Here is a 21,842-nt window from a genome sequence, read left to right on the forward strand (position 1 = left end):
CAGCACGCACTCGGCGCGGCACGCCAGCCGGGGCACGACGCGGGGCGGGCGGGGGCGTGGCGCGGTGCGATGGCGCGGGCGTGGTGCGGCGGCCACACAGCGAGGGCGGGGGCGCGGCCCGTCGGCGGCGCGGCACGTCGGGCCCGGCGCGGCGTGGCGGCCAGGGCCCGGCGTGGCGTGGCTATGCGATGAAGCGGCGGCGCCGGCGGTATACCGCCGCGACGGCAAGTCCTCCGGCCACGAGGACGGCCGCGCCGACGGCGAAGAGCGGCCCGCTGCTGCTTCCGGTGATCGGCAGGGCGGCCGCGTCGGTCGGCGAGGCGCTGGCCGCGGGAGACGCCGAGGCGATCGCGGACGCCGACACGGACGGCGACGGCGAGGCGGACGCTGAAGTTGAAGGCGATGCCGTGGCCGACGGGCCGGTGGTCGCCTCGCTGCCGGGCAGAATCGCGAGGACGGCGCTCGCGACCTGGTCGGCCTGCACCTGCACGCGGGTGCTGGCCGGATCGTCGCCCCGCAGCTTCCAGCCGGTCACGCCGACCTGGTAGTCCTGCGGCGCGAGGCCGGTGAACCGGACCAGGCCCTTGGCGTCGGTCTTTCCGGAGGTGACCTTCGCGCCGGTCGCGTCGTCGGACACGATGACCTCGGCGCCGGCCAGGCCGGGCTGCTCGCTGTCCCAGTCGTTCCTGACGTCGATGAAGGCCTTGATCTCCATGACGCCCCGGCCGCCGGGTACGGCGAAGCGGTAGCGGCCGATGTTGTCGGCCCGGTTGGCCTCGCCGGCGTCGTTGGTGAACTCGAACGCGCCGGACGCGTGGCCGAGCCGGTACGCGGCCTGGTTGACGACGCCCTTCCATTCGACGTCGCGGCTCTCCCCCGGTCCGAGGTCGAACGGCCCCGCGTTCAGGCCGCCGGCCCGGTCCACACCGGTCCCGTCGCCGCCGTAGTCGCGCACGTTCTTCGCGGTGGCGCCGCCCGCGTTGGTGATGGTGAAGGTCGTGGTGATCGCGTCGCCGACCGCGTACGACGCCTTGGCCGGGGTGACCGCGACGGTCACCTTCAGGTCGGGCAGGTCGGCGGCCACGGCGGGGCTCGCGGCGAAGAGTCCGGCGGAGGAGAGGCCGGCCGCGGCGATCACGGCCGCGACCTTCAGAGCAGTGTTCATCGAGGGCGCTCCAGATTCACGGGGGTGGTGCGGCGCGAATCATAATGACCTTCTGAATCTTGCGCTGCCCCGGAAATGGAGCGGCCCGGCGGTTTCCCGCCGGGCCGGTCGCAGAGGTCAAGCTCGCTGGAGTGTGGCCCAGCCTTCGTCGCGGGCGCGGGCGGCGGCGAGGAGGCCGCCGACGGCCGCGGCGTTGGTGATCTCGCCTCGGAAGATCATCGCTACCGCCTCGTCGAGGTCGACGCGTTTGATCTCCAGGTCGGCTTCCTCGTCCGTACGCGAATAGCGCTTGTCGTCCGGAACCTCGGTCAGATCGCGCGCCAGGAAGATGCGGATCGTCTCGTCGCTGAAGCCGGGCGAGTTGAACATGTCGATCAGCACGTCCCAGCGGGCCGCGTCGACGTCCGCCTCCTCGGCCAGCTCGCGGGCGGCGGTCGTCACCAGGTCTTCGCCCTCGACGTCGCGCAGGCCGGCCGGCAGCTCCCAGAGGCGCCGGCCGACCGCGTGCCGGTACTGGCGGATCAGCACGACCCGGTCGACCTCGTCGAGGGCCACGATGCCGACCGCGCCCTTGTTGCGCACCACGTCCCGCTTGGCCGTGCCGCCGCTGGACATGGTCACCTCTTCGCTGAAGACCTCGAAGATCGGTCCCTTGTAGCGGGAGGTGCTCGCCACCGTCTCGTGGGCGAACGCCGTCACGACGGGTCCACCGGGAGCTCGTCGGCCGCGGCGTACTCGATGGCGGCCTTGACCAGGCCGTCGAAGAGCGGGTGGGGACGGGTCGGGCGGCTCTTGAGCTCCGGGTGGGCCTGGGTCGCCACGAAGTACGGGTGGGTCTCGCGGTCGAGCTCGATGAACTCGACGAGACGCCCGTCCGGGGAGGTGCCCGAGAAGACCAGGCCGGCCGCCGACAGCTTGGCCCGGTAGTCGTTGTTGACCTCGTAGCGGTGGCGGTGACGCTCGGAGATGTCGGTCGAGCCGTACACCTCGGCCACGACCGAGCCCTCGCGCAGCGTGGCCGGATATGCGCCCAGGCGCATGGTGCCGCCCAGGTCGCCCTTGCCGGCGACGATGTCCTCCTGGTCGGCCATGGTGGAGATGACCGGGTACGGCGCCTGCTCGTCGAACTCGAGCGAGTTGGCGCCGGTGAGCCCGGCCATGTGCCGCGCGGCGTCGATGGTCATGCACTGCAGGCCGAGGCAGAGGCCGAGGATCGGGATCTGGTTCTCACGGGCGTACCGCGAAGTGTTGACCTTGCCCTCGATGCCGCGGACGCCGAAGCCGCCGGGGATGACGATGCCGTCGACGCCCTTGAGGGCGGTCGCCGCGCCGGCCATGGTCTCGCAGTCGTCGCTCGGCACCCAGCGGAGCTGGATCTTGACGGTGTTGCCGAAACCGGCGGCGCGGATGGCCTCGCTGACCGAGAGGTACGCGTCGGGCAGGTCGACGTATTTGCCGACCAGCGCGATGGTGATGGTGCGCTTGGGGTGGTGCACCCGCTCGAGCAGGTCGTGCCACGTCGACCAGTTCACATCACGGAAGGACAGACCGAGGCGGCGTACGACGTACGCGTCGAGGCCCTCCTCGTGCAGAACCTTGGGGATGTCGTAGATGCTCGGCGCGTCCGGGCAGGCGATGACGGCCTCACGGTCGACGTCGCAGTAGAGCGCCAGCTTGTGCTTGAGCTTCTCGGGGATCTCCCGGTCGCTGCGGCAGATCAGCGCGTCGGGCTGGATGCCGATGTTGCGCAGCGCGGCCACCGAGTGCTGGGTCGGCTTGGTCTTGAGCTCGCCCGACGGCGCCAGGTACGGCACCAGCGACACGTGCAGGTAGAAGACGTGGTCGCGGCCGACCTCGTGGCGCACCTGGCGGATCGCCTCGAGGAACGGCAGCGACTCCATGTCGCCGACGGTGCCGCCGACCTCGGTGATGACGACGTCGGGCTTGCGGCCGTTCTCGTCCTCGTCGGCCATCGCGAAGATCCGCGACTTGATCTCGTTGGTGATGTGCGGAATCACCTGGACGGTGTCGCCGAGGTATTCGCCGCGGCGCTCGCGGGCGATGACCGCCGAGTAGACCTGACCGGTGGTCACGTTCGCCTTGCCGGAGAGCGACCGGTCGAGGAAGCGCTCGTAGTGGCCGACGTCCAGGTCGGTCTCGGCCCCGTCCTCGGTCACGAAGACCTCGCCGTGCTGGAACGGGTTCATCGTTCCAGGGTCGACGTTGAGGTAGGGGTCGAGCTTCTGCATGACGACCCGCAGTCCGCGCGCGGTCAGAAGGTTGCCGAGGCTGGAGGCGGTGAGGCCCTTGCCCAGCGAGGAGGCGACGCCCCCGGTGACGAAGATGTGCCGCGTGTGCACTGTTGAGGCCAAGGCCTTGCTCCCGTGGTCGTCTGTTGAACCGACGTGCAGACCGGGGTGCTAGAAGCGGCCCCATCCACGGGAGTCCACCGTAACACCTGAGAACGACAACGCACGTTCGGGCTGGTCGTGACGCGTGTCAACCTGACAGAGCGCGATCTTCGCGCAACAGAGGGCCGCCGGGCCCGTCGGTTTCCCCCTCCGGGCGTGTACGGTCCGCCGCGTGCAGCAACACGCGCAGTGCGGTCAGCACCGCCGTGGGCACGACCGCGGCCGCCGCCGCGCCGGCGACGGTCAGCGCCGAGCCGCTGAGCACCCCGGCGGCCAATGTCGCCACCGTCACTCCGGCCCCGGCCGCGCGCAGCGCCGGGTGGAGCCCGAAGAGCCGGTTGAGCCCGCCCCACGGCGAGAACTGGCAGAAGGCCAGCATCAGCACCCCGGCCACGGCCAGGATCGTCAGTGGGCTGTTCAGCAGCGTCTGGCCGTTGGCGGCGGCCGCCCGCTGCATGGCCGGCCCGCCGGTGCCGCTGGCCAGCTCGGACAGCAGCCGGCCCAGGCTGCCCTGGTCGGCCGCCGGCCGGTGCACGTCGACCAGGGCGAACCCGATGGTGACGGCCAGACCGGCCACGGCGGCCCAGGCGAACCGCGCGAACGTCAGCCACCCGCCGGTGCTGATCGCCGCGGTCACGCACACGCCGGCGGTGACCGCCACCGCGCCGACCGGGTCGGCCCCGAGGTAGGGACTGCCGACCATGACCACGCCGATGCCGCCCAGCAGCACCACCACGACCGGCCGCCACGGTTTGCTGAGCCACTGCGCGAGGCAGCCCGCGGCCACCAGCAGCCCGGCCACGAAGACGCCGAGACCGACCACGCCGACGCCCGCGTAACGCCCGCCCTGCGTCGCCGAATAGCCGGCGACCCCGTTGAGCTGAAGCCGGGCGCCGGTCAGCAGGTCGAGGCCGACGACGACGGCGCCGATGGCAGCCGAGGCGCCCAGCGGCCACAGCGTGCGCGGATAGCGCGGCGATGCCCGGAGCACGGCGGTGCCGATGAGCGTGAAGACGCCGGTGACGAGCCCGAAGACCCACGCCGGGTGGGAGTTGCGCCACCAGGGTGTCGCGTCGGCCAGCAGAGCGGCCGGGATGGCCAGCGCGGCCGCGATCAGGGCCAGCTCGGCCACCGCGACCAGCTTTTTCGGCGGCAGGGCCGGTCCCCGCGGACCAGCATGCCGCCGGGCCCGCACGAGGATCGGCACCATCAGCACGAACAGCAGAACCTGGAGGATGGCCAGCACGGTGAAGAAGATGCCGGCCACCGCGTTCTGCGCCTTGGCCCGCAGGTCGGCGTTGTGCACGCCGAGCATGGCGTCGGTGATGTCGGACGGCCGCCCCTCGACGACGGTGGCGGTGCGACCGGCGAACAGTTTCTCCGGCGCCGGCCGCCCCAGCGCGGACAGGATCGTCGGGGCCAGGTCGATCAGCTGGAGGTAGCCGTCGCGGCCGGTGCCGGCCGAGGTGAGCCAGCCGCCGTTCCAGCCCTCCCCCTCGGCGATCGCCACGTGCAACCGGTTCGAGCGCTCGGTGTCGGAGACGCCGGCGACGAGCAGCAACGACCGCTCGGGCCGGGCCGCGACCACCCGGGACAGCAGCGTGTCGGCCGCTTTCACCTGCGCCTGCCGGGCCGCGCCGGAGCCCTTGACCGTGCCCAGGTCGACGAAGGAGAGCACGCAGTCGGACAGCAGCTTCTTGGGGTCGGCGGGCAGTTCGGACTCGTATTTGTCGACGCGCCCGAACGGCCGCGCGGCCGCGATCGCCGCCCCCGGGCCGACGGCGACGGTGCAGCGCACCGACTCGGCGAGGGCGCCGGGCGTGGCCCCGTACGGCAGCCGGTCCTGGTTGTTCTGCACGACCGTGCGCTGGTCGGTGACGTTGGCCCCGATGCCGTCGGGCTGGGTCAGGGCCGGCGCGGCGGGCTCGCACTGGCTGCCGCTGGTGCGCCGGGGCCAGGCCGCGTAGTTGCCGGCCCCCAGGGTCAGCCACCCGTCGGACGGGCAGGTCACCTTCATCGCCGACCGCACCGACAGCCAGCCCACGGACCCCCGGGTGGCCTCCTGCCAGAGCGCGGGCGTCCGCTGCGGATCGAGATCGTCCCACCGCAGCCCGGCGGCCCCGGCCACGATCACGTAGTCGGCACTGCCGGGCGTCGCGGTGGTCGACGGCCGGATCGCCAGCCCGACGAGACTCGCCACGGCGATCAGGAACACGAGGAGGTACGGAACCCACGCCCGCCGGCCGGACCGCCGCGGCGCCGCCGAAGCGGGCGCGACCCGCCGCAGCCGATCGAGAAGCCCCTTGGGAGAGCTCACTCGCGGGCCGTCACTTCGGCGTAGGCGGCGAGGACGTCGGCGACCGTGTCGCTCTCGCCGGGCCAGGTGGCGGCGCGGGCGGGGCCGCGGGCGGCGTAGTCGGCGCGTTTCGACGGGTCGGCCAGCATCTCGCGGACGGCGGTGTCGAGGGCGTCGACGTCGTTCGGCGGGATGAGCACGGCCGCGTCGCCGACCAGGCCCGGCAGGCCGCCGACGGCGGTGGTGATGAGCGGGACGCCGGCCTCGAGGGCCTCCTGCGCGAACAGCTGCCGCGCCTCCCAGTCGCTGGTGACCACCGCCAGGTCGGCCCCGAGCAACAGGTCGGGCACGTCGGTGCGGCGGCCGAGCAGATGGAACGGGGCGTGCACCTGCGAGGCGAGCTGGGCCAGCGACATGTAGCTGGGCCCGGACCCGGCCACCACGACCACCGGGGCCGGGTCGAGGCTCCTCCACCGGGCCGACGCCTCGACGAGCAGGTCGTAGCGCTTCTGCGGGTGCAGCCGGCCCACCGAGACGATCAGCGGCGTCTCGGGGCGCAGCCGGAACTCGGCGCGCACGGCGGCCCGGGTGCGGCGCGGCGGGGCGAGCGTGGGCGCGGCCACGGCGCCGAGCCGGGCGTTGCGGGCGCCCAGCTGGGTGGCCCGCTCGACCAGGTCTTCGGAGGCGCCCAGGGTGAGCGTGGCGCTGCGGGCGACGACCCGCTCGACCAGGGCCGCGGCCTGCCCGCGCAGGCCTTTGCGGACCATGACGGTGTTGTGCAGCGTGACGATCAAAGGCTTGCCGGTACGGGCGACGGCGGCCACGAAGGCGGCGCGCAAACCGTGCGCGTGCACGACGTCGATCGGGCGGCTGCTGAGCACCCCGCGCAGCTTGCGCACGGTGCCGGCGTCCTGCGCGCCCGGGTTGGCCGGGATCTCCACCGGCACGAAGGTCGCACCGGCGGCGGCGAAGCCGAACAGCTCATCGGTCGCGGCCGGCCCGCACACCATCACCTCGCACCCGGCGGCGACCAGCCCCCGGGCCAGCGACCCGACATGCTGCCCGACCCCGCCGGTGCTCGACGCGAGCACCAGTGCCACCGATCCGCGCCACCCCACGGCCTGTTCCTCCCTCACTCAGCTGCTCTTGCCTTCCACGACAAATCGGCCCGCCCTCGCCGTCGCACCGGGCCGCCTCATGTCCGGCGGCGGCGCACGCGGCGGGTGAGCGGGGCCGCCAGAGACGCCATGTCGTGCCGGGCCGCCGGATAGGCGGCCGCGAGGAAGACCCCGAGCACGACGAGCCCACCCAGCATGCCTTGGACGACGCTGCCGGCGACGGTCGGGGTCGTGCCGAAAAGGTGCCCGATTCCGACCACCACGCCCCACCCGGCGAGCGCTGCCAGTCCCCCGGCGCCGACCGCCACCGTCACCGAGCGCGGCAGACCCGTCAATGCGTCCGGGCCCGCGTGACGGCGTACGGCAAGAATCAGAAGAAGCCCGATCACCGTCATGCCGGCGGCGTTCGCCAGACCCAGGCCCAGCACCTGGCGAGAGTCATCGAGGCCGCTCAGGGCGAGCGCGCCGGCCGCCGCGATCAGCCACCCGGCGGCGGTCGACCAGGCGGCGGCCACCGTCGCCCCCCGCGCGTAGAGCGCCCGGGACAGCAGGGCGAAGAGCGCGTAGCCCAGCAGTCCCGGCGCGAATCCGACGATTCCGGAGGAGGCGGGGGCGGCCCCGGTCAGATAGGCGATCGGCCCGGCCAGAGCGATCAGTGCGGCCGCGCCCAGCCCGGCCAGCAGCGTCACCGAGCGGGCGGCACCGGACAGCGAGCGCCGATAGGTGTCCTCGTCGCCGGCCGAAGCCGCCGCCGCCAGCGACGGATAGACCGCGGTCGCGACCGGCACCGCCAGCACCGCCCACGGCAGCAGGAACACCGTCTGCGCCGCGTTGTAGAGCGTCAGTCCCCCACCGGCCACGAGCGCGATCACCACGATCGTCATGACCTGCTGGGAGCCGACCGTGACCGCCCCGGCCCAGCCCAGCCGGACGGCCTGGCGGCCCTCGTGGCCGGGGAAGCGCAGCGTGGGCCGCAGTCGCAGGCGCAGGTGGCGCAGCGGGACGAGCAGGCAGAAGGCGAGCACGACCACGCCGGCGGTGGTGCCGATCGACAGCGTCAGCTCGCCGGTGCGGGTAAGGCCCGCGAAGTCGGTGCGAGCGCCGTCGACCAGCGCGTACGTCAGATAGGCCCCCATCACGGTCACGCTCGACAGCAGCGGGGCGATGGCCGGCCAGGCGAACCGGTGGTGCGCCTGGAGCACGCCGGTGAGCACGATGCCGATCCCGTACAGCGGAAGCTGCGGCGCGAAGACCCGCAGCATGCTGGCCGCGGTCTGCTGATGGTCGGCCGGCACGTCCGGGAAGAGACCGGCGATCGGGCCGGCCAGCAGCGCGACCAGCACGGCCAGCGGCACCAGCAGCACGAGCACCCAGGTCAGCAGGGCCGAGGCGACGGCGCCGACGCGCTGCCGGTCGCCGGACGCGACGTGCCCGGCCAGCAGCGGGACGACCAGGCTGGCCAGGGCGCCGCCGGCGACCAGCTCGAAGACGATGTTCGGGATGGTGTTGGCGGCGTTGTAGATGTCGCCCAGGCTGCCGTGGCCGACCGTGTGCAGAAAGACGAAGGTGCGGCCGAACCCGGCGATCCGCGCCACCACCGTGAGGACGGTGATGAGCGCCGCGGCCCCGGCGATCTTCGCCGCGGCCGGCGCGGTCTTCACGCGTCGCTCACGCGGAAGGTGAGCGGCGGCCCAGCTCGTCCAGGTAGCGCAGCCACGGGGTGTCCTGGATGACCTGGGTGAAGCTGACCTTCTCGCTGGCCGCGGTCAGCGAGGCCAGCGCGGTCAGCGCGGCCAGGCGACCGGCCGGCCCGGTGCGCGCGATCAGCGCCACGCCGAGCAGCGCGCCCAGGGCGTTGGCCCCGGAGTCGCCCAGCATGATCTCCTCGGCCAGGTCGTCGGCGACCAGGCCGGAGGCCGCGCCCAGCGTGCCCGCCGCGATGCCGCCGCCCTTGCCCAGCGCGAGCGGCGCTCCGATGACGGCCGACGCCTTGATGGCCCGGCCCGGGCGCAGGTCGAGCAGGTTGATCAGGTTGGCCGTGCCGGCGATGACGCCGGCGCCGAGCAGCACGTCGGTCGCGCGGCCGATCGCCGTGCGGCGCTTGCTGCCGATCAGCGCGCTGGCCACGAAGGCGCCGGCGCCGACGCCCACGATCTTCACCAGCCCGCTGGTCACCTGGCCCTCGCGCAGCGCGCCGAGGTGACCGGCGAAGCCCTTGAACACCTTTTGCTCGGGGCGGTTGCCGACCACGTCGTCGTAGAGGCCGACGGCCCCCGACACCGCGCCCGCCGTCACCGCCGCCGCGGCGGCCCGGCCGTCGCGGGCGCCGAGCGCCGACGCCGCGGTCGCGCCGAGGGCCAGCGCCGGGCCACCGGCCAGGGTGACCATGCGCCCGTGGAAGTTGGTGCGTTCCAGGGCGGCGGCGTTCGGGTCGCGGCGGATCCAGGCGAGGGCGGCGCGGGCGACGGACGCGCCGACGCCGAACGACCGGAGAACTCCAGAGGCCATGGGTGAGAAGTCTAGAGACCGGGCGCTACGACGCGGCCTTCGGCACCAGCGACGAGGCGCCGGCGGCCAGACCGTACTGGCCGATCTTGCCCTGCACGAGGCGCTCGACGGTGGCCATGCCGGTCGCGACCTGGCCGTCGGTGGTGCTCGCGTTGTCCACCGTGGAGATCTCCTTGACGAGCGTCGGGTCGCCCCGCACCTCGGAGACCAGGTTGCCGTCGCCGACGCCGCCGCCGGCCACGACCAGCGGCCGGTAGTTGCTGAACTGGTCGGCCATGGTCAGCGCGGCCTTGTTGCGCTTGGCCGCGTCCTTGTCCGCCGGCGGCTCGCCGGAGACCATCACGACGCCCTCGGCGCCGCCGGCCGCCTTGTCCTCGACCTTGATGTACCCCTGCTCGGAGTACGCGGTCAGGACGGCCGTCACATCGCCGGCCGAGGCCTGGACGGCACCGGTGTGCTGAAGCAGCGTGAGCGCCAGCTGGGCGCTCGCGGTCTCGACGCCGTCGCTGTTCAGCGGCAGCGGCAGCTCGTCGTTCTGGATGGTCGGCTGTGAGGACTGGCTGGCCAGGTCGAGCAGCTCCACCTGGACCGCCGGGTCGAAGAACTTGTCCTGCACGGTGACGGTCGCGGTGATGGTGGCGCCGGCGACCTTGAGCATCGCGGCCACGTCGTCGGCGTAGTCGGTCGTGCCGGGCAGCGCCACCACGGCCAGCTTGCGGCCGGTGAGCTTGCCGTTGAGCAGGGTCGGCGCGATCTCGGTGGCGAACTCCTGGCTGCGGTTGAGCTCGTCGCGGTACTGGTTGATCTGGTCGCGCTTGTTGCTGTTGTCCTTGTTCAGCGCGGTGATCTGGCTCTTCAGGTTCTCCGCGACCGGCCCGTTGAGCGCGGCGGTGCCCACGACCAGGCCGATGGCCAGCGCCAGGAAGACCGCGGTGAGCGACACCACGTGGTACCGGAAGTTGATCACGGGAAGCCCTTAGAAGAGGTGGCCGAGCTGGAAGACCAGATTGTCCCACCACTCGGAAACCACGGTGAGGTACGCCTTGCCGACCGTCGACACGGCGACCGCCGAGGCCATCGCCGCCATGGCCGAGAGCACCAACAGCAGCAGCGCCGACCCGGAAATGCCCTGCCGGTAGAGCCGGCTCACGCCCTTGGCGTCGACCAGCTTGCCGCCGACCTTGAGCCGGGTCAGGAACGTCGAGGCCATGCCGCCGCGGCCCTTGTCGAGGAACTCGACCAGGTTGGCGTGGGTGCCGACGGCGACGATGAGCGTGGCGCCCTTGTCGTCGGCCAGCAGCATCGCCAGGTCTTCACTCGTGGCGGCGGCCGGGAAGGTCAGCGCGGGCACGTCGAGCTTGTGCACCCGCTCGAGACCCGGTGCGCGCCCGTCCGGATATGCGTGCACGACCACCTCGGCGCCGCAGCGCAGCACGTCGTCGGTCACCGAGTCCATGTCGCCGATGATCATGTCGGGGGTGTAGCCCGACTCGACCAGCGCGTCGGCGCCGCCGTCCACCCCGATGAGCACCGGCTTGTACTCGTGGATGTACGGGCGCAGGACGTCGAGGTCGTCCTTGTAGTCGTAACCGCGCACGACGATCAGCACGTGCCGCCCGGCGATGCGGGTCTGCACGTCGGGCACGCCGACGCCGTCGAGCAGCAGGTCGCGCTCCTGCTTGAGATAGTCCATGGTGTTCGCGGCGAACGCCTCGAGCTGCACGGACAGGCCCTCGCGGGCGTCGGCCATCGAGCGGGCGACGGTCTCGGTGTCCTGCCGGACGCCGGTGGCCACGGCCTCGCCGTCGAGCAGCACGGTGTCACCCTCGATGACGATCTGGTCGCCCTCGTGGAGCCGCTCGAAGACCTCTTCACCGAGGTCGTCGACGAGCAGCACGCCGTTCTTGATGAGGACCTCGGGGCCGAGGTTGGGATAGCGGCCGGAGATCGACGGCTTCGCGTTGAGCACCACTTTGACGCCGACGGCGACGAGCGCGTCGGCGGCCACCCGGTCGATGTCGACGTGGTCGATCACGGCGATCTCGCCCGGGCGGAGCCGGCCGGTCAGCCGCTTGGTCCGCCGGTCGAGCCGGGCGGTGCCGGTGATCGCCTCGGGATCGGTGCTCCGGGTGCGGCGCAGGGTGGGAAGTCGCATCACGGCCATCCTGACACGCCGGATCACGCGCCTCGCACGCGACATGCGCGATCTCACCCACAAAAGGGGCATAACGCCCCGGTGATCGTCACCTTCCCGACTTCTCGCGGCCGGCGACCGCCAGCAGCTCCTCGGCATGCGCGATGCCCAGGTCGGAGTCGGGCAGACCGGCCAGCATGCGGGCCAGCTCACGGGCCCGCTCGGTCTCCTCGACGATCCGCACGCCGCTGGTCGTGATCGCCCCGCCGGTGTCCTTGGCGACCACCAGATGACGGTCGGCGAACGCCGCCACCTGCGGCAGGTGGGTCACCACGAGCACCTGGTGGGTGCGGGCCAGGCGGGCCAGCCGCCGGCCGATCTCGACCGCGGCCGTGCCGCCGACACCGGAGTCGACCTCGTCGAAGACCAGCGTCTCGGGGCCACCGGCGCCGGCGAAGACGACCTCTATCGCCAGCATCACCCGGGACAGCTCACCGCCGGACGCGCCCTTCTGCAACGGCAGCGACGGCGCACCCGGGTGGGCCAGCAGCCGCAGCTCGATCTCGTCGGCGCCGTCGGGGCCGACCGCGAGGTCACCGACGCTCGGCTCGTCCTTGCCCGCGCCGCGCGGCAGCACGGCGATCTCGACCCGCGCGTGCGGCATGGCCAGACCGGCCAGCTCGACGCTGACCGCCTCGGAGAAGCGCCCGGCCGCCTCGACCCGGGCCGCGGTCAGCCGCTCGGCCAGCTCCCCGACCTGGGTCGCGAGCCGCTGGCGCTCCTTGTCCAGCTCCTCGAGCAGCTCGTCGGAGTTGTCGAGCTGCGACAGCCGGGTGCGGGCGTTGTCGGCCCAGGCGATGACGCCCTCGACGTCGTCGGCGTATTTGCGGGTCAGGCTGCGCAGGGCGGCCCGCCGCTCGTAGATCTGCTCCAGGCGCGCGGGGTCGGCGTCGAGCGTGCCCAGATAGGTCGACAGCTCCGAGGCGACGTCGCCGACCAGGGTCGCGGCCTCCTCGATGCGGCCGGCCAGCTCGCCCAGCGAGGCGTCGAGCTCGGCCTGCGCCTCGAGGGTGCGCCGCGCCGTGCCCAGAAGCTGTGTGGCGTCGGGGGTCTCGTCGCTCACCTCGACGCCGCCGGCCAGCGCCTGAGCGGCGATCGTGGCCGCCACCCGCAGGCCCTCGGCATGCTCGAGGCGCTGCACCTCGGCCCGCAGCTCCTCGTCCTCACCCGGCTGCGGGTCGACCCGGCTGATCTCGTCGAGGCCGAGCTTGAGCAGGTCGGCCTCCTGGGCCCGGTCGCGCGCGTTGCGCCGCCGGTCGGCCAGGTCGTCGACGACGGCGCGCCACCGCCCGTACGACTCCCGATAGGTCTCCAGAAGTTTCTCGTGCTCCGGGCCGGCGAACCGGTCGAGCGCGCCCCGCTGCTCGGCCGGGCGCAGCAGGCGCAGCTGGTCGGACTGGCCGTGCACGGCCAGGACCCGCTCGCCGATGTCGGTCAGCATCGCCACCGGCATGCTGCGGCCGCCGACGTGGGCCCGGGAACGGCCCTCGATGGTCACCGTGCGGCTCAGCAGCACCGAGCCGTCCTCGTCGACCTCGGCCCCGGCGTCGGCGATGCGGGTGCGGACCTCGTCGCCGAGCTTGCCGCCCAGGCGCAGCCGGCCCTCCACGACCGCCCGGCCCGGGTCGGAACGCACCCGGCCCGCGTCGGCCCGGCCGCCGAACAGCAGGCCGAGGCCGGTCACCACCATCGTCTTACCGGCACCGGTCTCACCGGTGATGACGTTCATGCCCGCCGTCAGCCGCAGGGTCGTGTCATCGATGACACCGAGCCCGGTGATCCGCAGTTCCTCCAGCACAGGGCAGACAGTATCGGTCCCCACCGACAATCGCCCACTGCGGCTACCTTCGATTGCCCCGCCAGCCCTCCACCGGGAGGGCGAACTTGGCGACCAGAGTGTCGGTGAAAGGCCTGGGAGCAAGGCGGACCAGCCGTACGGGGAGCTGGCCGCGCTCGACCGTGACTTTCGCACCCGGCGGCAGGTCCCACGTGCGCCGGCCGTCGCAGCAGAGCACGGCGAACGACGTGTACGGGTCGACGGTCAGCGCGAACGTCGACGTCGGCGCCGTGACCAGCGGCTTGCTGAACAGGGCGTGCGCGCTGATCGGCACCAGCAGCAGCGCCTCGACCTCGGGCCAGACCACCGGGCCGCCGCCGGAGAACGCGTACGCCGTCGAACCGGTCGGAGTGGCGCACACCACACCATCGCAGCCGTAGCGGGCCAGCGGCCGCCCGTCCACGTCGACGAGCAGCTCGAGCATCTGCGCCCGCTGCCCCTTTTCGACGCTCACCTCGTTCAGCGCCCACGACTCGGCGATCAGCCGTCCGTCGTACTCGGCCCGGACGTCGAGGGTCAACCGCTCGTCCACCTTGTACGAGCCGTCGACGACATCCTTGACCGCCTGGTCGATGTGCTCGATCTCGGCCTCGGCCAGGAAGCCGACCTTGCCCAGGTTGATGCCGAGCAGCGGCGCCTTGAGCGGGCGGGCCAGCTCGGCCGCGCGCAGGAAGGTGCCGTCACCGCCGAGCGCCAGCACGATCTCCACACCGTCGGCCGCCTGCGGTCCGCTCACCGCCGTCACCTCGGGCGGCAGATCGAGATCGGCCACCTCCTCGGCGATCACGCGCACCTCGAAGCCGGCCGCGAGCAGGTCGCGGGCCACGGACCGGGCGTGCTGCGTGCTCTGCCGCCGGCCGGTGTGGGTGACCAGCAAAGCCGAGCGCGTCATGAGTCCTCCAAAAGGGCGGCCGCCGGGTGCTCCGGCGGGTGCTCCGGCGCGTGCGAAGCTACCCCGATCTTCGGCCCGGCGGCGACCACTCTTTCGATCTCCGCACGATCGGCTGGCGGCGCGTCCCGGCGGAACCACACGAAGAACTCGACGTTCCCACTCGGACCCGGCAACGGGCTCGCGGTCACACCCCGGGTTCCCAGACCCAGCTCCGCCGCGGCGGCCGCGACATCGAGGACGGCTTCGGCCCGCAGAGGCCATTCCCGTACGACGCCACCGGCGCCCACCCGGTCCTTGCCCACCTCGAACTGCGGCTTGACCATCAGCGCGAGATCACCGTCGTCCTTCGTGCACGCGGCGAGCGCGGGCAGGACGAGACGCAGCGAGATGAAGGACAGATCGGCGACGGTGAGATCGACCGGCCCGCCGATGACTTCAGGCGTGAGGGTACGGACGTTGGTGCGCTCGTGGACGTCCACACGCTCGTCGTTGCGGATGGGCCAGGCGAGCTGCCCGTAACCCACGTCGACGGCGACGACCCGCGCGGCGCCGGCCCGCAGCAGCACATCGGTGAAGCCGCCGGTGGACGCGCCGGCGTCGAGACACCGCCGCCCGGTCACGGTCAGGCCGTCACGACCGAACGCCTCGAGCGCGCCGGCCAGCTTGTGCCCGCCGCGCGACACGTACTCGGTGGCCGGATCCTCCCCGGTCACCAGCACGGGGTCGGCCGGATCGACCATGGCCGCCACTTTCCGGGCCACGGTCCCCCGCACCTGCACCCGGCCGGCCTCGACCAGCTGCGCCGCCTGCTCGCGCGAGCGCGCCAGCTTGCGGCGGACCAGCTCGGCGTCGAGTCGAGCTCTCTTGGCCATCAGACTCTCATCGGTCGATGCTCGCCAGTGTCTCCTGGAAGACCTGGTGCGCCGCCTCGTACTCGGCGATCTGCTCGGCCGGCGCGAGCCGGCTCGCGTTCTCCAGCGCCTTCAGCACGGCGTCGACGGCCGGATGCCCGGTCTCCTCCACGATCTGCCCACTCGCCTCGGCGAACGCCTCGGTGTGGCCCATCGGAGCCTGCGGGTGCGAGCCCGGGACCGGCTGACCGGAGGCGGGCGGGCCGGGACGGTGGTCCGGCTGACCACTCGGCGGCGGACCCGGACGGTACGCCGGCTGGCCACCGGGCGGCGGTGCCGGCCGGTGCGGCGGCGGCCCGGGGCGGAACCCACCACCCTGCGGCGGCCCCGGCTTGAACGGGAACGTCATCGCGTCATGCCTCCGGGTCGGCCTTGTTCTCGACCGGCGCGGCCGTCTCCGGCGCGCTCAGCGGCGGCAGAACCGTCCCCGCGGCCGCCTCACGCACCGCGGCCGTGGGCGCCTCAGCCGTACCGGCCGGAGCCGCCGCCTTCTTGGCCACAGCCTTCTTCGCGACAGCCTTCTTGGCCGCCTTCTTCAAAGGCGCGCTCGCGGTATCCCCGCCCGGCGTGGTCGCGGCGCCCGGCGTGGTCGGCGCGCTCTTGGCGGCCTTTTTCGCGGCGGTCTTCTTGATGGCGGCGCTGGGCGTCACCGACTCCGCGATCGCCGCCTTCTTGGCCGGGCCGACCGGCACGGCACCGGCCGTAGCCGTCTCCGCCGCCGGAGTCTTCTTGGCCACCGCCTTCTTGGCGACGGCCTTCTTGGCGGGCGGGATCGGCGCGGCGCCGGCCGTGGCCGTCTCCTCGGCCGGAACCTTCTTCGCCACCGCCTTCTTGGCGACCGCCTTCTTCGCCGGTGCGCCGGCGACCCGCGACGTGTTCGCGAGCGGCGCGGCCGGCGTCGTACCCGCCGAGGGCATCGCGTTCGGCACCGCCGCTTTCTTGACGGCCTTGCGCGGCAACGGCGCCGGCTCGTCGAGCCTGGTGCCGCCCGTGGCCCCGCCGCCGACGCCGCTGTCCTCGGCCTCGCGCAGCTGGTCCTCGAGGTCGCGCAGCCGCGTCTTGAGCTCGGTGACCTCCTCGGCCGTGGCGAGACCCACCACGTTGAGCGCCCGCTCAACCTCGTAGCGCACCAGGTTGGTCAGCGCCTCGCGGTTGGCCACACCGGCCGACAGCAGATCGTCCACCAGCCCCTGCAGCTGCGCGGCCGTGGCCCCGCCCTTGCTGACCAACTCGCCCGCCACCCTCTGGGCGCGCTTGCGGGGCGCCTCGGTCAGTCCGAGGGCCAGGTCCAGATACGCCCGCCATGCGTCCGGCATTTTCCGCTCCTCTCGCGGCTCGTCGGGTGCAACGCTACCGGGAGGTCGGGGAGACTTCGTGAGGTACGGTCCGGTCCCGGACCGGGTGTCGCGAGAAAGGGTTCCCAGATGGCCACCGTGGACGAGTGCCGAGACGCTTTGCACGCCCTGGCGGCGAAGCTCGACCGCAACGCCGAGACCCAGGGCAAGCTCGACTTCGACCGTACGCTGGCCTGCCGCGTGCCCGACCTCGGCACGGCGTTCCACGGCCGCCTCACCGGCGGCCGCCTCGTCGACATCGCCGACGGCGACGACCCCAAGGCGAAGATCGCCCTGACCGCCGACAGCGACAACCTGCTGGCCCTGCTGGGCGGCAAGCTCGACGTCACCCGCGCCATCGCCTCCCGCCAGATTCAGGTCAAGGCGAACCCGTTCGACCTGCTGAAGCTGCGCAAGCTCCTCTGAGGTCCAATGGAGGCATTCGCCAGCCTTCGGCCAGACGCGACGGGTGCACGTTGACGCCACCACCGAAGAACTCGGTGAACTTCATGATCAGCGGATCCCACCGGAGCGGGTCCACGTACGCCGTACCCTCAATGATCAGATCTTTGTCGACGTGGGCCCGGAGCACCTCGACCTGGTAGGCCGTCGCCCGCAGCCCCGGCTCGGTGAGCGGATGTGTGCCCGTCACCCGGCACTCCAGCTGGATCGGGCACTCCGCCACCCGGGGCGGCCCGACGAGCTCGGACGCCTGCCGGCTCAGCCCGCCGAGCGCGAACTTGTCGGCCACGTAGCGGTAGCCCTGCGCCCGCTTCCCGCTCGGCACGTCGGCCCGCCCGGTCGTCATCGCGATCCGGTCCACCGCCGACACCATCGCCGACGACGGCAGGTTGAGCACGCACTCCCGCTCCCGCCACAGATTGGCCGCGGTCTGACTGCGATCCCCCATCCCCAGCACCGCCGTCTGCCCCAGCCACCACGCCGACGACATCGGCGCCAGGTTGGCGCTGCCGTCCGGGTTGACCGTGCTGAGCAGCACCACCGGGGTGCCGAAGTAGAGAACTTTCAGTCCAGGCACGACGTGCATCAAGAGCCTCCCGCGTCATCGGAGACTCCATGCTCGCGCGGGCCCACCGGTCAAAGCTGGCGGCTTTCGGACGTCGCGCCGCGCGCTACAGGGACCAGGCGCGGAACAGGTCCCGGGCGGCGTCGGAGCCCGCGTGCAGGGACTCGCCGTCCCACGCCGCCACGCACAGGAGACGCAGGGCGGCGACGGGGTCGCCGGAGCCGTCGAGGGTCGCGCTGTCGCCTTCGCGGGTGAGGGTCCAACCGGCGGCGGGCTTCGCGGGGAGACGCAAGTCGTCGGCGGGCTCGAAGAGGCCGGACAGGTCGGCCGCCACGAAGGTGGGGCGGCGGTCGGGGGTGGCCGCCAGAAGGTCGGCCGGTGTGCTCACGCCGGTGAGGACCAGGAGGCTGTCCATGCCGGCCGTGACGGCGCCCTGGATGTCGGTGTCCAGCCGGTCGCCGACGACCAGCGGGCGCTTCGCCTTCGCGAGGGAGGCGGCGGTGGTGAACAGGGCCGGTTCGGGCTTTCCGACGACCAGGTCCGGGTCTCGGTCCAGGGCCGTACGCAGGACGGCCACCAGCGAGCCGTTGCCCGGCAGGGGGCCTCGGGGGCTGGGCAGGGTGCGGTCGGTGTTGGTGGCCACCCAGAGGGCGCCGGCCCGTACGGCCAGGGAGGCCTCGGCCAGGACCCGCCAGCCGACGTCGGGGCCGTAGCCCTGGACGACGGCGGCTGGACTCTCCTCGGCGGTCTCGACCGGGGTGAGTCCGGCGTCGCGGACCTCGGCCCGGAGGGCGTCGGCGCCGACCACGAGAACGGGGGCGCCGGCCGGGAGTTTTTCGGCGAGCAGGGACGCCGCCGCGCCGGCCGAGGTGAGGACCTCGGCCGGCTCGGCGGGCACGCCCATTTTGGTGAGGGCGGCGGCTACGTCGGGGGCACGGCGAGAAGCGTTGTTCGTCGCGTACGCCACGGCGGTGCCGGACGACCGCAGGCGCCCGATGGCCTCGGGAGCGCCTGCGATCGGTTCGTCGATCAGGTAGACGACGCCGTCCAGGTCGAAGACGACCAGGTCGTAGCCGGACACGAGAGACTCGCTCACTCCTGGGGCTTCTTGCCCTCGGTCGTGTGCTCGTCCTCGACGGCCGAGAAGCTCACCGCGGGGACGTCGCCGGTCTTGGCGTCGCCCTGCTTCTTCTCGACCGGGTCGGTGTTGACGTCCGTCTCGGCCACGGCGACCGGCTCGTCGTCCTCGTCCTCGTCGTCTTCGTCGTCGTCCTCATCGGCGGCGTCGGAGTCGTCGTAGTCGTCGGACTTGGCGTCGACCTCGTCGAGGTCGTCGTCCTGGTCCTCGTCGTCCTGGTCCTCGTCGTCCTCGTCCAGCTCGTCGTCACCGTCGAAGGAGTCGCGCGCGTCCTCGTCGGCGGCGTCGAGGTCGTCCTCGTCGTCGTCGTCGAGGGAGTCACGCGTGTCCTCGTCGGCGGCGTCGCGGGCGGTGGCGGAGCCGGCGGGCGCCTCGGCGTCCTCGTCCTCCTCGTCGTCACCCTCGATGGTGATGCCGTCGAGCTCGAGCAGGCGCTCGGCGGCGTCGGTGAGCTGGTCCTCGTCGACGGCGGCGGCGCGGGCGAACCACTCGCGGGCCTCGTCGCGCCGGCCGGCGGCCAGCAGGGCGTCGGCGTACGCGTAGCGCAGGCGGGCCGCCCAGTCGGCGTGTTCCTCGCTGGTGAGCTCGCGCACCTGGAGCATCGCCACCGCGGCGTCGTGCTGGCCCAGGTCGCCCCGGGCACCGGCCGCCACGATCAGCAGCTCGATCGCGCCGGACTTCTCCATCTTCTCGATGTCGGCGCCCCGGAACAGGTCGATCGCCCGCTCGGGACGGCCCAGCGCCCGCTCACAGTCGGCCAGCTCGGCCAGGTGCGTCTGACGACCGGTCATCCGGTGGTACGTCCGCAGCTCGGCGATCGCGGTGGTCCAGTCACCCGCGGCGTACGCGGCCAGGCCCACCGCCTCACGCACGACGGCGATCCGCGACGCCAGGCGCCGGGCCGCGATCGCGTGCTGCAGAGCCAGCTCGGAGTCCTCGTCGATGATCTGGCCGGCCGCTACCAGGTGCCGCGAGACCTTGTCGGAGATGTCCCGCGCCAGCGACACGAGCTCGGCCCGCACCTCCTGGTCGAGGTCGGTGGCCTGGATCTCCTCGGGGATCTCGGGCGCCTTGAAGGCCTGCTCGTCGCCGCCCTGCTCGTCGCGGGCCGGCCCACGGTCGTCCCGGTCGCGGTAGCCGCCCCGGTCGTCACGGTTCTGGTAGCCGCCGCGGTCACGGTCACCACCACGGAACCCGCCGCGGTCGCCGCCACGGTCCTGGTACGAGGGGCGGTCACCCCGATCGCTGCGGAAGCCCCCACCCTGCGGACGGTCGCCGCGGTCGCGCTGGGGCCGGTCACCATACGGGCGGTCGCCCGACGGACGGTCACCACGGAAGCCGCCACCACTGCGGTTGCCCGGCCGGTCGCCGCCGCCCGGGTAGCCCCCACGGTCGCGGTCGCCGCCACGGTAGCCACCGCGGTCGTCACGGTTCTGATAACCGCCACGGTCCTGGTACGAGGGCCGCTCACGGTCGCCGCCGCGGAATCCGCCCCGGTCGCCGCCACTCTGGTAGCCGCTGCGCGGCGCACCGCTGTCGCGGTCGCCCCGGAAGCCACCGCCCTGCGGACGGTCACCACCACGGAACCCGCCACGGTCGTCACGGTTCTGGTAGCCACCACGGTCACGGTCGCCACCACGGAACCCGCCACGGTCGCCGCCACCCTGGTAACCACCACGGTCGCCGCCACCCTGGTAACCACCACGGTCACGGTCGCCACCACGGAACCCGCCGCGGTCGCCACCGCCCTGGTAGCCACCACGGTCACGGTCGCCACCACGGAACCCGCCCCGGTCGCCACCGCGGTCCTGGTACGAGGGACGGTCACCCCGGTCGCTGCGGAAGCCGCCACCCTGGGGACGGTCGCCCCGGTCCTGGTACGACGGGCGCTCGCGGTCACCGCCGCGGAAGCCACCGCCCTGCGGACGGTCACCACGGTCCTGGTACGAGGGCCGGTCGCCCCGGTCGCCACGGAAGCCGCCGCCCTGCGGACGGTCGCCACCACGGAACCCGCCACGGTCGTCACGGTTCTGGTAGCCACCGCGGTCACGGTCGCCGCCACGGAACCCGCTCCGGTCGCCGCCACCCTGGTAACCACCGCGGTCACGGTCGCCACCACGGAACCCGCCCCGGTCGCCGCCACGGTCCTGGTACGAGGGACGGTCACCCCGGTCGCTGCGGAAACCGCCACCCTGGGGACGGTCGCCCCGGTAGCCGCCGCCCTGCGGACGGTCGCCGCCGGAAACGCCACGACGGTCACCGCCGCCCTGGTAGCCGCCGCGGTCACGGTCGCCACCACGGAACCCGCCGCCCTGCGGACGGTCACCCCCACGGAACCCGCCGCGGTCGCCGCCACCCTGGTAACCACCACGGTCACGGTCGCCACCACGGAACCCGCCACCCTGCGGACGGTCACCCCCGCGGAAGCCGCCACGGTCGCCGCCGGAGGAGCCACCGCGGTAGCCGCCACGGTCACCTCCGGACGAGCCGCCGCGGTAGCCGCCACGGTCGCCACCGCCCTGGTAGCCGCCACGGTCACGGTCGCCACCACGGAAGCCACCGCGGTCGCCACCACCCTGGTAGCCGCCGCGGTCGCGGTCGCCGCCCCGGTCTCCTCTGTCTCCGCGATCGTTCCGGTCGCCCCGGAAGCCACCGCGGTCGCGGTCACCGCCGCGGCCGGCCTGGCGGTCGTCATCGCGGGGGCCGGAGCCGCCGTCCTGGGGTCCTGTAGTCACGGATCAAATCCTTCCGGTACGGCGGGCCCTCGGTATGGCGGGCAAGCCTCAAAACTCAAAGTTACTCGGGGACGGGCACACAAAAGCAGCCGAGGGCCGACTCCGTCTCGGAGCGGCCCTCGGCTGGTTACGTTGAGTCCGGCGGCGTCCTACTCTCCCACACCCTCCCGAGTGCAGTACCATCGGCGCTGGAGGGCTTAGCTTCCGGGTTCGGAATGAGACCGGGCGTTTCCCCTCCGCTATGACCACCGAAACAACCATCAGCGGAACAAACCA

The 21,842-nt window shown here is 73.0% G+C and carries 18 protein-coding genes and 1 rRNA gene; 1 reads left to right on the forward strand and 18 read right to left on the reverse strand.

The window, feature by feature from the left end:
- Window positions 1-181: 181 nt before the first annotated feature.
- The 14 genes from CRP55_RS28755 to CRP55_RS54990 form a co-directional block, all read right to left on the reverse strand.
- On the reverse strand, window positions 182-1,165 hold the full coding sequence (locus CRP55_RS28755; RefSeq protein WP_097323265.1) for an LPXTG cell wall anchor domain-containing protein: 984 nt from the start codon (window positions 1,163-1,165) through the stop codon (window positions 182-184).
- A 117-nt stretch (window positions 1,166-1,282) separates the two neighbouring features.
- Window positions 1,283-1,864, reverse strand: a complete 582-nt coding sequence (locus CRP55_RS28760) for an NUDIX domain-containing protein (protein WP_245923426.1) — start codon at window positions 1,862-1,864, stop codon at window positions 1,283-1,285.
- Window positions 1,861-3,537, reverse strand: a complete 1,677-nt coding sequence (gene pyrG, locus CRP55_RS28765) for a CTP synthase (RefSeq protein ID WP_097323266.1) — start codon at window positions 3,535-3,537, stop codon at window positions 1,861-1,863. The genes CRP55_RS28760 and pyrG overlap by 4 nt, the downstream gene beginning before the upstream one ends.
- A gap of 127 nt (window positions 3,538-3,664) precedes the next feature.
- Window positions 3,665-5,893: a hypothetical protein gene (locus CRP55_RS28770; RefSeq protein ID WP_245923427.1), complete on the reverse strand. Its 2,229-nt coding sequence runs from the start codon at window positions 5,891-5,893 to the stop codon at window positions 3,665-3,667.
- Window positions 5,890-6,972, reverse strand: a complete 1,083-nt coding sequence (locus CRP55_RS28775; RefSeq protein WP_245923428.1) for a glycosyltransferase family 4 protein — start codon at window positions 6,970-6,972, stop codon at window positions 5,890-5,892. The genes CRP55_RS28770 and CRP55_RS28775 overlap by 4 nt, the downstream gene beginning before the upstream one ends.
- A gap of 95 nt (window positions 6,973-7,067) precedes the next feature.
- Complete coding sequence (gene murJ / locus CRP55_RS28780) at window positions 7,068-8,651, reverse strand: murein biosynthesis integral membrane protein MurJ (RefSeq protein WP_097323268.1); 1,584 nt, start codon at window positions 8,649-8,651, stop codon at window positions 7,068-7,070.
- Window positions 8,652-8,658: 7 nt separating this feature from the next.
- Entirely contained in the window at window positions 8,659-9,498 is an 840-nt protein-coding gene (locus CRP55_RS28785; protein WP_097323269.1) for a hypothetical protein, read from the reverse strand.
- A gap of 25 nt (window positions 9,499-9,523) precedes the next feature.
- Window positions 9,524-10,465 (reverse strand): copper transporter, encoded by a 942-nt coding sequence (locus CRP55_RS28790; protein ID WP_097323270.1) that lies wholly within the window; start codon window positions 10,463-10,465, stop codon window positions 9,524-9,526.
- A gap of 9 nt (window positions 10,466-10,474) precedes the next feature.
- Window positions 10,475-11,653, reverse strand: coding sequence for a putative cytokinetic ring protein SteA (gene steA, locus CRP55_RS28795; RefSeq protein WP_097323299.1), 1,179 nt, complete (start codon window positions 11,651-11,653; stop codon window positions 10,475-10,477).
- 88 nt (window positions 11,654-11,741) lie between these two features.
- Window positions 11,742-13,490, reverse strand: a complete 1,749-nt coding sequence (gene recN, locus CRP55_RS28800; protein ID WP_097323271.1) for a DNA repair protein RecN — start codon at window positions 13,488-13,490, stop codon at window positions 11,742-11,744.
- Window positions 13,491-13,533: 43 nt separating this feature from the next.
- Window positions 13,534-14,421, reverse strand: a complete 888-nt coding sequence (locus CRP55_RS28805) for an NAD kinase (protein ID WP_097323272.1) — start codon at window positions 14,419-14,421, stop codon at window positions 13,534-13,536.
- Window positions 14,418-15,293 (reverse strand): TlyA family RNA methyltransferase, encoded by an 876-nt coding sequence (locus CRP55_RS28810; protein WP_097323273.1) that lies wholly within the window; start codon window positions 15,291-15,293, stop codon window positions 14,418-14,420. The genes CRP55_RS28805 and CRP55_RS28810 overlap by 4 nt, the downstream gene beginning before the upstream one ends.
- A gap of 7 nt (window positions 15,294-15,300) precedes the next feature.
- Window positions 15,301-15,681, reverse strand: coding sequence for a hypothetical protein (locus CRP55_RS54985; RefSeq protein WP_245923429.1), 381 nt, complete (start codon window positions 15,679-15,681; stop codon window positions 15,301-15,303).
- 4 nt (window positions 15,682-15,685) lie between these two features.
- Window positions 15,686-16,648 (reverse strand): phasin family protein, encoded by a 963-nt coding sequence (locus CRP55_RS54990; RefSeq protein WP_179855371.1) that lies wholly within the window; start codon window positions 16,646-16,648, stop codon window positions 15,686-15,688.
- A 108-nt stretch (window positions 16,649-16,756) separates the two neighbouring features.
- Between CRP55_RS54990 and CRP55_RS28825 the strand changes: the two genes are divergently transcribed.
- Window positions 16,757-17,092: an SCP2 sterol-binding domain-containing protein gene (locus tag CRP55_RS28825; RefSeq protein WP_097323275.1), complete on the forward strand. Its 336-nt coding sequence runs from the start codon at window positions 16,757-16,759 to the stop codon at window positions 17,090-17,092.
- Here CRP55_RS28825 and CRP55_RS28830 read toward each other — a convergent pair.
- The 4 genes from CRP55_RS28830 to rrf form a co-directional block, all read right to left on the reverse strand.
- Window positions 17,046-17,714 carry a flavin reductase family protein gene (locus CRP55_RS28830; RefSeq protein WP_097323276.1) on the reverse strand — a complete coding sequence of 223 codons (669 nt, stop codon included), beginning with the start codon at window positions 17,712-17,714 and terminating at the stop codon, window positions 17,046-17,048. The two genes, CRP55_RS28825 and CRP55_RS28830, sit on opposite strands and share 47 nt — an antisense overlap.
- 85 nt (window positions 17,715-17,799) lie before the next feature.
- Window positions 17,800-18,789 carry an HAD-IIA family hydrolase gene (locus CRP55_RS28835; RefSeq protein ID WP_097323277.1) on the reverse strand — a complete coding sequence of 330 codons (990 nt, stop codon included), beginning with the start codon at window positions 18,787-18,789 and terminating at the stop codon, window positions 17,800-17,802.
- Window positions 18,786-21,566, reverse strand: a complete 2,781-nt coding sequence (locus tag CRP55_RS56065; protein WP_245923430.1) for a hypothetical protein — start codon at window positions 21,564-21,566, stop codon at window positions 18,786-18,788. Before CRP55_RS56065 ends, CRP55_RS28835 begins: the two co-directional genes overlap by 4 nt.
- Before the next feature lie 136 nt (window positions 21,567-21,702).
- A 5S ribosomal RNA gene (gene rrf, locus CRP55_RS28845) occupies window positions 21,703-21,819 on the reverse strand.
- Between the last annotated feature and the right edge of the window lie 23 nt (window positions 21,820-21,842).

The sequence above is a fragment of the Paractinoplanes atraurantiacus genome (assembly GCF_900215205.1).
Classification (GTDB): domain Bacteria; phylum Actinomycetota; class Actinomycetes; order Mycobacteriales; family Micromonosporaceae; genus Actinoplanes; species Actinoplanes atraurantiacus.

Bases quoted from the DNA above. Each gene is read 5' to 3' on its own strand.
- CRP55_RS28825 (WP_097323275.1), top strand. From the start codon at position 16,757: ATGGCCACCGTGGACGAGTGCCGAGACGCTTTGCACGCCCTGGCGGCG.
- CRP55_RS28810 (WP_097323273.1), bottom strand. From the start codon at position 15,293: ATGGCCAAGAGAGCTCGACTCGACGCCGAGCTGGTCCGCCGCAAGCTG.
- steA (WP_097323299.1), bottom strand. From the start codon at position 11,653: ATGCGACTTCCCACCCTGCGCCGCACCCGGAGCACCGATCCCGAGGCG.
- CRP55_RS28785 (WP_097323269.1), bottom strand. From the start codon at position 9,498: ATGGCCTCTGGAGTTCTCCGGTCGTTCGGCGTCGGCGCGTCCGTCGCC.
- CRP55_RS28805 (WP_097323272.1), bottom strand. From the start codon at position 14,421: ATGACGCGCTCGGCTTTGCTGGTCACCCACACCGGCCGGCGGCAGAGC.
- CRP55_RS28755 (WP_097323265.1), bottom strand. From the start codon at position 1,165: ATGAACACTGCTCTGAAGGTCGCGGCCGTGATCGCCGCGGCCGGCCTC.
- CRP55_RS54985 (WP_245923429.1), bottom strand. From the start codon at position 15,681: ATGACGTTCCCGTTCAAGCCGGGGCCGCCGCAGGGTGGTGGGTTCCGC.
- CRP55_RS28830 (WP_097323276.1), bottom strand. From the start codon at position 17,714: ATGCACGTCGTGCCTGGACTGAAAGTTCTCTACTTCGGCACCCCGGTG.
- CRP55_RS54990 (WP_179855371.1), bottom strand. From the start codon at position 16,648: ATGCCGGACGCATGGCGGGCGTATCTGGACCTGGCCCTCGGACTGACC.